Below are 12,398 nucleotides of genomic sequence, written 5' to 3' on the forward strand. Positions count from 1 at the left end.
GAAATCAGGCGACCGATCAGGGAATCTCCGCTTTCCTTGGCAGGCCGGTCGGTTCCGTCGTCGCCGCTCGCCGCTCGCCGCTCGCCGACGTCCCGGCATACTGCCCGAACTCTGCACCACCGCACAGGCACAGGCCATGACGGCCGGAGGTAACGGATGACCCTTGCGACAACCGCTTTCGCCACGCTCCTGGACTCCGTCGCACCCGCAGAGCTCGCCGAGGTATTGGCGAGGCTGCCCGCGGACATCCGGCGAGACCTCCTGCGGCTCCGGCCCTCGGCCGACGTCGTCGCATGGGCCCTGGAGACGGGAAGCGCCGAGGACCGGCTCGTCCTCGCCGAGAATCCCCGGGTCGGCCGGGAGGTGCTGCGCCGCCTGCTGGAACGGGCGGAACCTCGGGTTGCCGTCGCGGTCTATGTGCATCCGGAGTTCACCGCCGCCGATCGCCGCACCGTGTGCGAAGCCGATGACCTACCCGGCACCGTACGGGAGTTGCTGCTCACGACCCGGTCACGGAGGCTGCTCGCTCCGGCGCTGCGCGCGAGTGACCCCGAGGTGGCCGCACATGCCGGCCACACCATCGGCGGGCCGAAGAAGAGGCGGCCGGAGGGCCGACCCGCCGAGTTGTACGCATGGATGGCGCAGACGCCGCACGCACGCATTCGCCACCTGCGCGGCCGGGTAGCGCTCTTCCGCCCGGAGGACTGGTCGGTGGCGGACTGGCGCGAACTCGTCGAACTCCACCACCGACACCCCATGGCGGACACCGCCTGCCGGGCCGTTGTCGAGTCGGGCGTGTGCCCGAAGGAGGCGGCACTCGCGTTCTTGGACTGCAGGCAGCAGAAGGCACTCGGTCACTTCTCTCAGCAACCGACAACGGCGATGGTCGACACGGCGGTGACCGCGCTGCGAGCGGGGCTGATCGACGCAGCGGATCTGCTGCACCACGCGCAAGGGGCTCCCCGCATCCTGGAACTGATCGTGGCGCTCCCTCGGAACTCGGGTGCCGGGGAGGCATTGCGGACGCTGCTCCACGAGCACCTCGGCGAGAACCCGGCACGCTGGGTGAGCCTGTTCGCACTGCTGCCCGGATTCACCGGCACGGTCGGCGCACTTCTCGAAGCGGCGCAGGAACCCGTGATGGGAACCACGGAACTCCACGAAGACCACGCCTCGTTCCCGTACCTGCTCGGGCTTGCCGGGCCGAAGAAGGCCCGGGCGATCGTCTCCGCACCGGGGCTCGCCGACGTCATCTACCCTGTCACCGCCGCAGGCTGGGCTCCCGGGCACGTCGTCGAGGCAGTCGTCGACGAGATCACCGACGAAAGGGAGTTGCTGCGAATCGCCGGAGAGGCGAAGAGCCGCCCGGAGGTCTACCTACCGCTCCTGAGCCGTGACGACCCCGAGCTGAACGCAGCGGTCCTCATCCACAGCAGTGTTCCGGGAGAGATCGCCCGACGGGTCGTGGCCGGTGTGCCGTTCGGGCCGGGGCGCCGGAAGACACTGCGAACGACCCGGAGACTCACGTCCCACCTCATCTCGGGCCTGAACAAGAACATCGAGACGAAACACCTCACCCCTTACACCAACGACGCGAGCGTCCTGGCCGAGGCGGTGCTCGACGTGCACGACCGTCTGCGGGACAGCGAGCAACTCACCGCCGCCGCTACCCTGGTGCGCTCCGGGCGCGTCGACATCCTCCGGGACGTCATCGCCAACGGCCAGATCCAGAACGTACCCGTCTCCCTGACGGTCTCCGACGCACTTCGGGCAGCCGATCCGGCAACCTTCCTGGACGCCCGGATCACCGAGGCACGCCGCCACGAGTGTGTGGAAGGAGTCGGGCTGAACGCCGACGCGTTGGACGATTTTCTGGAATGGGACTGGATTCGCGAGGCCCTCGCCGACGGCCGCCCCTTCAGCGGCGCCGCGCTGCGCGACCTCTGCACCCGCCCGCACTGTCCCGACGATGTTTCGCTGGCCCTGCTGCGGGCCGATCCGACGCGGACCGCGAGGTGGCTCGCCCACCGCTCGCCGGAACACGCGCGCTCGGCCCTCGCTCTGTTGCCCGGAGACCAGGTGTCCGCCGCCCTCCTCGAGGACTGTGTGAAGTCGGACGCCCTCACCCTCACCGACCTGTTCGCCCTCGGCTGCCCGGCGGAGGCGGTCCTGCGCACCGGCCACCCGGTCCCCGCCGACCTCGTTCCCGCAACTACGGATGCGTGGGCCGTCGTTGCCCGGCTTCTCCCCGACTTCCCCGGCACCCTCCCCGAGTTGATCGACACGGTGAAGGCGATCACGAACCTTCCCACCGACTGAACGCCGCCACCGACCGGCCTCGGCCTGCGGCACGTGAACCCCCGCCCTGCGGCCCTGCGGCCCTCTGGCCCTGCGGCCCTCCGGCCCCGAAGCCTCACACCCACCCGCGATCGACCTCTCACCAACGCATGCCGAGTTCGGTGAGCAGCCGCTCCCGTTCTTCGCCCAGCGAATCCCGCCGCGTGCGTTGGTTGTCGACCCATTTGCCCGGTCGCACCAAGACCACCTCACCCGACCCGACCGCGGCCACGATCTCGACATGAGCCCGAGGCACCTCCAGGTGTCCTTCCCGCCCCCATACCGGACCGCCGCCGCGAACACGGTCCCCCAGCCCCTTTCCCACGCCGTGCCCGCACCCCGGGCGCCCCAGCTCCCTGGCCGACACCGGCCGCGATTGCCGGGCCGTCGGGACCCGCGTCACCACCCACTGTGTCGCCGCCTCCTTCGAGCACACTGCCGAACTCGTCGAACTGCCGAAGCTGTCCGGTCTCGAACTCGGCGCGTACGGCCGCTGGCCACCCACGGCACCTACGGCACCCACGGCACCCGGCGCGGAGGCTGGGAGCCACCACCCACCACTCACACCGAGGCCACCGGTACCGGCACTGGCATCGGAACACGAACGCGTCCCCTGGGGGGAATTTCTCCAACGCGGCTCACCCCCACCTGCGTGGGGACTTCCCTCGCTGACCTGCGGGTTCTCGAGGGCTTTGCCGATTCGTGATCCAAATCCGGTTATTGCGGCAAGACTTCTTCCTGAATTCGCCTTGGGGGCTGGCAACTGTCTCCGGAAGTTGTCGCATGGGTGTCCCGATCATGCGATGGTCGGATGGATGCGTCCAGCCGGTTTGCGCCGAGTCGGAGTCCGAAGAGGTGCTTCCGACAACATCCCGGAGGGCGGTCCGCCCAGACCCATCACAATCGCAGGAGTAAGCATACGAGCCTGGCCAGGGCTATCTCACGACCGGCAGAACCGCACCGATGACGACATTCCGCGCCCTGTTCCGCCATGGGGGACACCTGTGCATGCCCGTTCCGGCGGAGCGCGAGCTGGCGATGTGGAACAAGGGCGATGCTTGCTGCAAGTCGGACCCGTATCGTCGGGACGCTCCTGGCTTCCAGGCTCGGCACGCTCCTATCGCTTCCCGCTGGGTCGGCGCACCGTGACTACGAACTCGCGTCAAAGGCGGTGCTCGCATCGATGCGAGCGGTGGTGCGTCCGGTGACTCCGGGCGCGTGTACGCCCATAGGGCGGCTGGCGTTCGGCTGTCAAGATCGGTCACACGCTCACCTCGCTGCGTGCGGACGGCTCGACGGACGGAGCTTCGTCCGGGTCAGCGGCGCACATTGTCGTGGGTATGTGATGAAGTAACGATCCGCGGACGGAGCATCGGCATCATTGCGGAGTCTCACTGCGGCCCGTTCGATCGACGAGGTGGGACTCATGGATTCCGGTCGGGCTGGTGCGTGGCCTTGCCTGTCTTGGGACTTCAGCGATGTCGGGAGTGCTTCAACCCAGTATCCGGAGCTCCGCGTTGTCGGCCAGCTTGTCCTGACTGGCCGAAGCGGTCCTGTTTCGGGCCTCTATGTGCGCTCGGGGGCGTCGATTCGATTTCCCCAGTGCGATCAGGCCCGGGGCCAGCGCATTTACATACTGCATTCATTCCGGCGCACGCGTCATTGTGACCACAACGTTCCGTGACAACGGAAACCCGGGGTGGCAAATCGTGGCCCGTATCTGGGAAACCGATCCGTCGGCCCTGTCCGTCAAGCACTTGGGAAGTCGGCGGGGGAACTGGGGAACTCTCAGGGCGGGGAGCAGTGTCCGGACACTTGGCAGGTCAGCAACGACGACATGGGCCGTCATCGGCCGGGATCCGACCGATGCCTACGGTTCGCGTCTGCCGGCAGGTGCGCCGCTCGGGTCGGCGAACGGCTTGTCGTGATTCCCGGCAACATGCTCAGCGCGGCGAAGCCGGATATTCCCGATGCTTGACGCCCATGCCCCGTGCTTCCCGCGGGCATGGCCACCGGCTTGGAAAAGAGGCGTACCGCCGGGCATTTCACGCCGGGGATGGGGCCATTTGACGCCGCGATCTGGCCCGACAGCGGTTCCGCGACCAACCGTCACACCGCGATGAGCAAGCTCCGCCGTTGGCTGGGCGGCGACCCCGATGGAGAGCCATACCTGCTGATGATGGGCGACGCCGGCTACCGCTTCGCCTCGGACGTGACCTGTGACTGGACCCGCTTCCAGCGCTTGGCACGCAAGGGCATGCGGCTGGGCCCGCTGGGCGGCCCCGACCTGACCACTGCCCTGTTTCCTGGCGTGCGGACGCTCGTTCGGCGGCACCACCCCCGCCGCTACATCTGGGCGGAGTACCTGCACCAGGACATGACGTCGTCGATCGTCGACGTGGCCGCGCGGTGAACTGCGCCTGCGCGACGGGTACGTTCGCAGCGCGAAGCTCGCCCTGAGCAAGGGCGTCGAGGTCTGCCCCGAGTCCGAGATGCTCTACCGTCTGATGTTCCGTACCGCCTACCTCTCCGGCGACATCGACGAACTCGAAGCGTACGCCGCCCGCCTCAACCGCCTGCTCGACGATCTCGGGTGCGATATGGAGGACGACACTATCCACCTTCTCCGTTCCCTCCTGGAAGCCCGCTGCAGAAGCGCCGACCCCCGGGCCGCGGGATCGGGGCTACCATCGACGATCCCGAGTTCCGGCCTGGCCAGGCCCTTCGAGGGGGCATGCGCACGAACCGCCAAGCGAAGAAGCTGAATCAGGCAAGCCATTGCCTGATTACTCCGATATTCGATCACGGATTGATAACGACTCCAGGAAGCCGCAGGTCAGCAAGGGAAGTCCCCACGCAGGTGGGGGTGAACCGCCGCAGAAGTCGGAAACCCCCGCGCTCTGGTGGAAGTCCCCACGCAGGTGGGGGTGAACCGCTGCTCACCAACCAGAGCAGTGACCTCTGGCGGAAGTCCCCACGCAGGTGGGGGTGAACCGGGCTTCACAGACGGAACACCTGGTGGGTGATGAAGTCCCCACGCAGGTGGGGGTGAGCCGGCCGTCTACACGGGCGGAGTGGGGTTGGGCCCGAGGTCGAGGAGAGTCGGGACGGCGTTTTGCCCGCGGCCGCTGGGACGCGGTGTGAGAGCTGGGCTCAGGTGCGGCCGGGGTCGGTGCGTGGCTTCGAAGTTCGAGGGCTCATTCGCTCATCGACGCCAGGCCGTGATGAGGTCGGCGGGGCCCCAGCGGAGGTCGATCGGTTCGGTCGGGACATCGGAGGCGATTCCAGAGAGGGAGACCACGGCCAGGGCGGTCGAGCCGAGGGTGAAGCCGGGGACCTGCGGAGCGGCTGCGGCGAGGTCGGCCATGTCGTGGCGGTCGAACGGGCTCGACAGCCACTTGATGGAGCCGACCAGACGGATGTGACGGGCGACGGGTGCGCGGTCCGCGCCCACGATGTCAACCTCGGGATCGAAGCGGCGGTTCCACCAGCCGCCGACCGCTTCGATGTCGTCCCACGGCAACCGGCCGTCGCCGGCGGCGAGTTCGAGCGCCTCGCGCACCAGTGGTTCGACGGCACGGCCACGCCATGCGGCCCAGCGGCGCTCGACCAGCCGGTACGCGGCTTCCGGCCGGCCGCGTCGCACCTGCTCCTGCGCTCCGCGCAGAACGGCGAGGTACAGCCGCAGGTTGCTGTCATGGACCCGGTAGAGCGCGGGTTTGCCCGGTTGGGTGGAGATCGGTTCGTCCGTGGCGAGGACGCGTTTCTCCTCGACGAGGCGGCGCAGTACGGGGGACAGCGAGCCGGATGGGATGGCGCCGCTCCTGCCGCCGGCGGTTGCCGCGATGTTCGCGTGGGTGCGGTCGCCGCCGCCGACGGCCTCCAGTACGCGCCGTGTCTGGTCCGGGGCGGGGAATTCGGCCAGTAGCGAGGACTCCGGGACGCCGAAGATCGGGGAGGCCGGGTCCGCGCACTCGGCCCGGAGGAACGCGAGCGCGGGGGTGCCGTGGGGCCAGGCGCGCAGGATGCCGGGCAGGCCGCCGCAGACCAGGTGCGCGTCGATGGCGTCGGCGGCTTCGAGCCCGAGTGCATCCGCGGTCTCGGCCGGGTTGAGCGGGCCGAGAACCAGGTTGTCCGCGCGGCCGTAGAACGGCCGGTCGTACGCGGTCAGCCGCTCCATCATGTGGAGATCGCTGCCCAGGAGCAGCAGTAGCACCGGGCGCTTGGACAACAGGCGGTCCCAGGCGGTCTGCAACGCTCCGTCGAAGAGGTCGTCCTGCTCCGCCAGCCAGGGGAGTTCGTCGATCACCACGATGGTGGGCCGATCGGGTAGGACGGCGGCCAAGGATCGGAAGGCATCGGGCCAACTGCCCGCGCCACCCGACGGGACCAGCTCGGGGTCTCCCGGCAGCGACGATTCCGCCAGCTCGGTCAGGAAGTCCGCAACCGCCTCGACCGGCGAAGCGCCCTTGGTGGCGGTGAAGAACACGTACGGCGCCCCGGCCGCGTCGCAGAACTCCTGGACCAGGCGCGACTTGCCGACCTGCCGCCGACCGCGCAGCGCGAGCGCGGCCCCGGCACCGGTGGTTGCGACCCGCTCGAGACGCTTGGACAACAACGCCAGCTCGAGGCGGCGACCAACGAATGACATGCGATTCCCCGGAACCTGGATACTCGGTAGCAACAATCTACCAAGTTGGTATCTACGTAGAGTCATCCTACCTAATACGGGAGCAGATCGGGCGTTCGAAGCCCGACACTCGCACCCGGGCGTCGCGTCCAGGTCCATAGATTTGGCGTGCCGCCTGGGCCGGACGTTTCCGGGTCTGTGTGAAGTGGTTCCGCATGATCTGCGGGATCCGCAGCATGCGATCCGGGCGATCGAGAACAACCTCTCCGGTCGCCGGGTCGGGGACTCGGCGACGGAGCTGGGCCTGGCCCGCATCGAGGACCCGGGCTACCCAGCGTCATCCAGAACTACCCCAACCGGTTCCCCGACGGCCGCCCGGTCAAGAGCACGTCCATCGGGATCAAGAACGCCGCCGGCGAGTACGTCGCCGCCCTCTGCCTGAATCTGGACGTGTCGGTGCTGTCACCGGTGACACTCGCGCTGTCGAACCTGGTGGGCACGGACACCGAGCACCGCGACCAGCCCCTGGGTCCCTCCGGGACCGCAACGCCCGCGAGCTGCGCCGGGCGGTGGAGGAACCGGCCGCGGAGCGCGCGGCGACCCCTCGGTCGCTGAGCAGGGAGAGCAAGAAGGCACTCATGCGGCAGTTGCACCAAGACGGCCACTTCGACTTGCGCGATGCCGCGCAGACCATCGCGGACCTGCTCGGCGTGTCCCGGGCAACCGTCTACAACTACACCAAGTGAAGAACCACACCAAGTCAAAGGCCCCTCGTGACCGCCGCCAAGTTCGACCACCAGCCCCGTGCCGGCCTCCTCCTCCGGCCGGCCACCGGTTGCGCGTTGCCCGCTGCACATCACCGAAGAGCAGACCGCCGAACTCGTGGACGAGGACCTGGCCAGGGAAGCGGCCCGCGCCGCCTTCGCCGCGACGGTGGACGGCGCGTCCTTTCCCAGTCTCGCCGTGCACGGGTCCGACCCGCGCAACCGGTTCACCCCTCAAGCCATCCGCATCCGCGACGCACGCCGGGCTGAAGATCGGCACCTACTGGCCGGACAACGCGGAACACGGGCTGCCGCGCCACCACTCCACCCTGCTGCTTTTCGACCAGACCAACGGCAGGATCGCGGTCGTCCTGGAAGTCGGCACGGCGAACGTCTACCGGACCGCCGCTGCCGACGCTCTCGCCGTCGACCTGCCTGCCCCTGTGCCGACGCCACCACCCTGGCGGTCTTCGGCACCGGCCACCAGGCGGTCTACGAGGTGGAGGCCGGCAGCCGCACGCGGCCCATCGCCGAGGTCCTGGTCGTCGGACGCACTGCCGAGCGCGCCGAGCAGACGGCCGCGGCATTGGCCGCAAAGGGACACCACGCCCGGCGCGTCGACGCCGAGGAAGCCTGCTCCCGGGCCGGTGTGATCGTCACCGCCACCACCACCGTCACCGCCACCACCACCGCCACTACCGCCACCACCGCCACCACCGACGCCCCGCCGCTGTTCGAGGCCGCCTGGGTCCGCCCCGGTACGCACATCTCCTGCATGGGCGCGGACGCCCTCGGCAAACGCGAACTCCCACCCGAACTGTTCAGGAGCGCCCGCGTCTTCTGTGACCTGCCCGAGCAGGCCCACCGCATGGGCGAAAGCCAACACGCCCCTGCGCACAGTGCTCACCCCGCTCGGCGAGGTCCTCACCGGCCGCGCCCCGGGACGCACCGACGACAACGACGACAACGACATCACGGTCTTCGACAGCTCCGGCCTCGGAGTGCAGGACCTGTACCTGGGCTTGGCCCTTCTGAAGAAGTTGGACATCTCCCTGTGAACGGCCCCGCAAGGGTCGCCGGCCCGCAGGCCACCCACACCCTGGCCGACCCGACAACCCCGTTCGCCGTCGTCGACTTCCATAAGGCCCGGCGCAACATCGAACGACTGGCAGCCAGGGACGACCGGCTCGGGGTCGCCCTGTGCCCCCATGTGAAGACCGCCAAGAATCTCGACGTCGCAGGCCTGATCCACGACATACCCGGCCCGGTCACCGTCTCCACCCTGGCCGAGGCGGAGGCGTTCGCCGACGGCGGCTACCTCGACATCACCTACGCCGTCGGTATCGACCCGCACAAGCTCACGCGCGTCCTCGCCCTGCTGCGCCGCGGTGTGACCCTGCGGATCCTGCCGGACAGCATCGAATAGGCGGCATTCGTCGTCGAAGCCTCCCGCCGGGCCGGCCTCCCCGTCCCCACCCAGGTCGAGATCGACTGCAACGGTCACCGAGGCGGACTCAAGCCCGACGACCCCGCGCTTCCCGAGATCGGCCGCATCCTGCACGACGCGGGATGTCGGGACGGTGTGCTGACCCACGCGGGCGAGTCCTACTTCGTCTACACCGCCGAGGAACGGCGCCTGGCGGCCGAGAACGAACGCGACACCGCCGTCGCCGCGGCCGAGCGGCTGCGCGCGGCCGGCCTGTCCGTGGCCACCGTCAGTGTCGGCTCCACCCCCGCGGCCCACGCAGCCGAGGACCTCGACGGAGTCAGCGAACTGCGCGCGGGAAACCATGTCTTCTTCGACCTGGTGATGGCCGGCATCGGCATCTGCCGCATCGAGGATCTCGCCCTGTCGGTCGTGGTCACCGTCATCGGCCACCGCCGCGAACGCGGGTGGATCGTCACCGACGGCGGCTGGATGGCCATGTCCCGCGACCGCGGCACCGCCGTCCAGTCGCAGGACCAGGGCTACGGCCTTGGTTCACCGACCTGATTGGCAACCTCGTTCCGGGCCTGCTCATGACGGCCGCAAGCCAGGAACACGGCACCCTCACCGCCCGCGACGGCGCCCACCTGCCCAGACCTGCCCGTCGGTACTCGCCTGCGCGCATCCTGCCCAACCACGCCTGCGCCACCGCCGCCGGCACCGCGGTTACCACGTGGTCGACGGCACACCGACCACGAACACGGCCCCGGCGATCCAGACCTTCTGGGAACGCGTCTCCGGTTGGTGACCAACCGGTCAACGACGAGACACGAAGAGAAGCGATGAGACATGAAGAGACCCGAAGAGAAACAAAGAGAAACGAAGGGACCAGCGCCCCCGCTCGGCGGCCGGACCGTGTCCGATGGCCCACGGCATGTCGGCGGGGGAGCCGTTCGGCTGAAAGTCGCCTGGTGGTGCATGGATCGGTGGGGCAGGGGAACGGGGTGCGCGTTCGCCGCGACGTGTTGTCGCGGTGCCGTGAGGGGATGGCTGTGGACGCACGGATCCTGAGTGAGGACGAGCGGCGGGCGTGGTCCGCCATCGAGGCCGAGTTGCGACTCGACGCGGTGTCGCGTCGATCGCCGCGGGCCTTCACCGCTCCGCTGTCGGAAAGCCGGCTGCGGGTGATCGCGGGCGCCGCGATCCTGATTCCGGTGTCGTTGGCATGTGGCGTGGTGGCGGTGACGAGGTTGGCGCACCCGGTGGTTTTCGCTCCGATCGCGTCGCTCGCCGCACTGGGAGCACTGCTTATGACGGCGTGGATCGTACGCAGTCATCGCCGTCGCCCGTGATCGACATCCCCCTCTGGCGCGCCGGTCGACCGTCTCGACGCGGCTCCTTCCTTCCGACTCTCCTGTGGAGCGTGCATGACCGACGTCCAGGCACCGGTGTCGCCTTCCGGGCCCCGCACCGTGGTTCCGCGCTCTTCTCGTCGCGGCGCGATCGTGGTGAAGTGGCTGACCACCACCGATCACAAGACCATCGGCACCCTGTACCTGACGACCTCGTTCCTGTTTTTCCTGTTCGGCGGCGTGCTCGCGCTGGCGATCCGGGCGGAGTTGGCGCGCCCGGGAACGCAGTTGCTGTCGAACGAGCAGTTCAACCAGTCGTTCACGATGCACGGCGCGATCATGCTGCTGATGTTCGCCACGCCCCTGTTCGCCGGGTTCACGAACTGGATCATGCCGCTCCAGATCGGCGCGCCCGATGTGGCGTTCCCGCGCCTGAACATGCTCGCGTACTGGCTCTACCTCTTCGGGTCGCTGATCGCGGTCGCCGGTTTCCTCACGCCGCAGGGAGCGGCCGACTTCGGCTGGTTCGCATACACCCCGCTCAGCGGAGTGGTGCGCTCGCCCTCCATCGGCGGCGACATGTGGATCATGGGACTGGCCATGTCCGGGTTCGGCACCATCGTGGGCGCGGTCAACTTCATCACCACGATCGTGTGCATGCGTGCGCCCGGGCTGACGATGTTCCGGCTGCCGATCTTCTGCTGGAACGTGCTGTTGACCTCGGTCCTGGTGATCATGGCCTTCCCGGTTCTGGCGGCGGCCCTGTTCGCGTTGGAGGCAGACCGCAAGTTCGGCACCCACGTCTTCGACCCGGCCAACGGCGGCGCCCTGTTGTGGCAACACCTGTTCTGGTTCTTCGGTCATCCCGAGGTCTACATCATCGCGCTGCCGTTCTTCGGCATCGTCACCGAGATCCTCCCGGTCTTCTCCCGCAACCCCGTCTTCGGCTACAAGGGCCTGATCGCCGCCACCATCGCCATCGCGGGCCTGTCGGTCACCGTCTGGGCCCACCACATGTTCCCCACCGGCGCCGTAATGCTCCCGTTCTTCTCCTTCATGACGTTCCTCATCGCCGTCCCCACGGGTGTGAAGTTCTTCAACTGGATCGGCACCATGTGGCACGGGTCCCTGTCGTTCGAGACACCCATGCTGTGGTCGATCGGCTTCCTGGTCACCTTCCTGTTCGGCGGCCTCACCGGCGTCATCCTCGCCTCGCCACCCCTCGACTTCCACGTAACCGACAGCTACTTCGTCGTGGCCCACTTCCACTACGTGGTCTTCGGCACCGTCGTGTTCGCCATGTTCGCCGGATTCCACTTCTGGTGGCCCAAGTTCACCGGCAAAATGCTCGACGAGCGACTCGGGAAGATCCACTTCTGGACGCTGTTCGTCGGTTTCCACACCACCTTCCTCGTCCAACACTGGCTCGGCGCCGAGGGCATGCCTCGCCGGTACGCGGACTACCTCGACTCCGACGGGTTCACGACGCTGCACACGATCTCCAGCCTCGGCGCGTTCCTGCTCGGCCTGTCCACCCTGCCCTTCCTCTACAACGTCTGGAAGACGCACAGGTTCGGACGCGAGGTGGTCGTGGACGACCCCTGGGGCTACGGACGCTCACTGGAGTGGGCGACCACCTGCCCGCCGCCTCGCCACAACTTCACCAGGTTGCCCCGGATCCGTTCCGAATCACCGGCCTTCGACCTGCACTACCCCGAGATTGCCGTCCTGGACTACGAGACCCAACGCGGCACCGAGGGCGTCCTGGACGTCAACCCCGACAAGATGGGGAAGTAACAGCAACGAGCGCTCAGCCCGACCGACGACAGCTCGCCGCACGACGCACGACGCACGACGCGACGGACGACGCACGACGGACGGCGGACGGC

8 protein-coding genes and 4 pseudogenes are annotated in these 12,398 nt (G+C 68.4%); 10 read left to right on the forward strand and 2 right to left on the reverse strand.

Annotated elements, in window-relative coordinates; all coding sequences use genetic code 11:
* The first annotated feature begins 156 nt into the window (after positions 1-156).
* On the forward strand, positions 157-2,319 hold the full coding sequence (locus tag ACZOOI_RS28910; protein ID WP_465278586.1) for a hypothetical protein: 2,163 nt from the start codon (positions 157-159) through the stop codon (positions 2,317-2,319).
* A 118-nt stretch (positions 2,320-2,437) separates the two neighbouring features.
* Here the strand turns inward: ACZOOI_RS28910 and ACZOOI_RS28915 are convergent, their stop codons facing one another.
* Positions 2,438-2,593: a hypothetical protein gene (locus tag ACZOOI_RS28915; RefSeq protein ID WP_465278587.1), complete on the reverse strand. Its 156-nt coding sequence runs from the start codon at positions 2,591-2,593 to the stop codon at positions 2,438-2,440.
* Between the two features lie 1,863 nt (positions 2,594-4,456).
* Here ACZOOI_RS28915 and ACZOOI_RS28920 point away from each other — a divergent pair.
* Together ACZOOI_RS28920 and ACZOOI_RS28925 are read left to right on the forward strand one after the other, a co-directional pair.
* Entirely contained in the window at positions 4,457-4,750 is a 294-nt protein-coding gene (locus tag ACZOOI_RS28920) for a hypothetical protein (protein ID WP_465278588.1), read from the forward strand.
* 79 nt (positions 4,751-4,829) lie between these two features.
* Positions 4,830-5,102, forward strand: a complete 273-nt coding sequence (locus ACZOOI_RS28925; RefSeq protein WP_465278589.1) for a hypothetical protein — start codon at positions 4,830-4,832, stop codon at positions 5,100-5,102.
* Positions 5,103-5,542: 440 nt separating this feature from the next.
* On the opposite strand, the gene ACZOOI_RS28930 is transcribed toward ACZOOI_RS28925, so the two are convergent.
* Entirely contained in the window at positions 5,543-6,988 is a 1,446-nt protein-coding gene (locus tag ACZOOI_RS28930) for an ATP-binding protein (protein ID WP_465278590.1), read from the reverse strand.
* 136 nt (positions 6,989-7,124) lie between these two features.
* Between ACZOOI_RS28930 and ACZOOI_RS28935 the strand changes: the two are divergent.
* From ACZOOI_RS28935 to ctaD, 7 genes and pseudogenes are all read left to right on the forward strand, one after another.
* Positions 7,125-7,713 (forward strand): annotated as a pseudogene (locus ACZOOI_RS28935) (helix-turn-helix transcriptional regulator).
* Positions 7,710-8,099, forward strand: a pseudogene (locus tag ACZOOI_RS28940) (hypothetical protein); the annotation flags it as partial. The pseudogenes ACZOOI_RS28935 and ACZOOI_RS28940, both read left to right, overlap by 4 nt.
* Before the next feature lie 131 nt (positions 8,100-8,230).
* Positions 8,231-8,557 (forward strand): annotated as a pseudogene (locus tag ACZOOI_RS28945) (hypothetical protein); the annotation flags it as partial.
* Positions 8,558-8,630: 73 nt separating this feature from the next.
* Entirely contained in the window at positions 8,631-8,789 is a 159-nt protein-coding gene (locus tag ACZOOI_RS28950; RefSeq protein ID WP_465281309.1) for a hypothetical protein, read from the forward strand.
* Positions 8,786-9,965: pseudogene (locus ACZOOI_RS28955) on the forward strand (alanine racemase). The gene ACZOOI_RS28950 and the pseudogene ACZOOI_RS28955 overlap by 4 nt, the downstream one beginning before the upstream one ends.
* 238 nt (positions 9,966-10,203) lie before the next feature.
* Positions 10,204-10,509, forward strand: a complete 306-nt coding sequence (locus ACZOOI_RS28960) for a hypothetical protein (RefSeq protein WP_465278591.1) — start codon at positions 10,204-10,206, stop codon at positions 10,507-10,509.
* A gap of 75 nt (positions 10,510-10,584) precedes the next feature.
* Positions 10,585-12,306: an aa3-type cytochrome oxidase subunit I gene (ctaD, locus tag ACZOOI_RS28965; RefSeq protein ID WP_465278592.1), complete on the forward strand. Its 1,722-nt coding sequence runs from the start codon at positions 10,585-10,587 to the stop codon at positions 12,304-12,306.
* Positions 12,307-12,398 lie beyond the last annotated feature (92 nt).

It is taken from the genome of Embleya sp. L77, from assembly GCF_055557415.1.

What these genes read in the sequence shown, in the direction of transcription:
- ACZOOI_RS28960 (WP_465278591.1), top strand. Translation starts at nt 10,204, where the DNA reads ATGGCTGTGGACGCACGGATCCTGAGTGAGGACGAGCGGCGGGCGTGG.
- ACZOOI_RS28930 (WP_465278590.1), bottom strand. Translation starts at nt 6,988, where the DNA reads ATGTCATTCGTTGGTCGCCGCCTCGAGCTGGCGTTGTTGTCCAAGCGT.
- ACZOOI_RS28925 (WP_465278589.1), top strand. Translation starts at nt 4,830, where the DNA reads ATGCTCTACCGTCTGATGTTCCGTACCGCCTACCTCTCCGGCGACATC.
- ACZOOI_RS28920 (WP_465278588.1), top strand. Translation starts at nt 4,457, where the DNA reads ATGAGCAAGCTCCGCCGTTGGCTGGGCGGCGACCCCGATGGAGAGCCA.
- ACZOOI_RS28910 (WP_465278586.1), top strand. Translation starts at nt 157, where the DNA reads ATGACCCTTGCGACAACCGCTTTCGCCACGCTCCTGGACTCCGTCGCA.
- ctaD (WP_465278592.1), top strand. Translation starts at nt 10,585, where the DNA reads ATGACCGACGTCCAGGCACCGGTGTCGCCTTCCGGGCCCCGCACCGTG.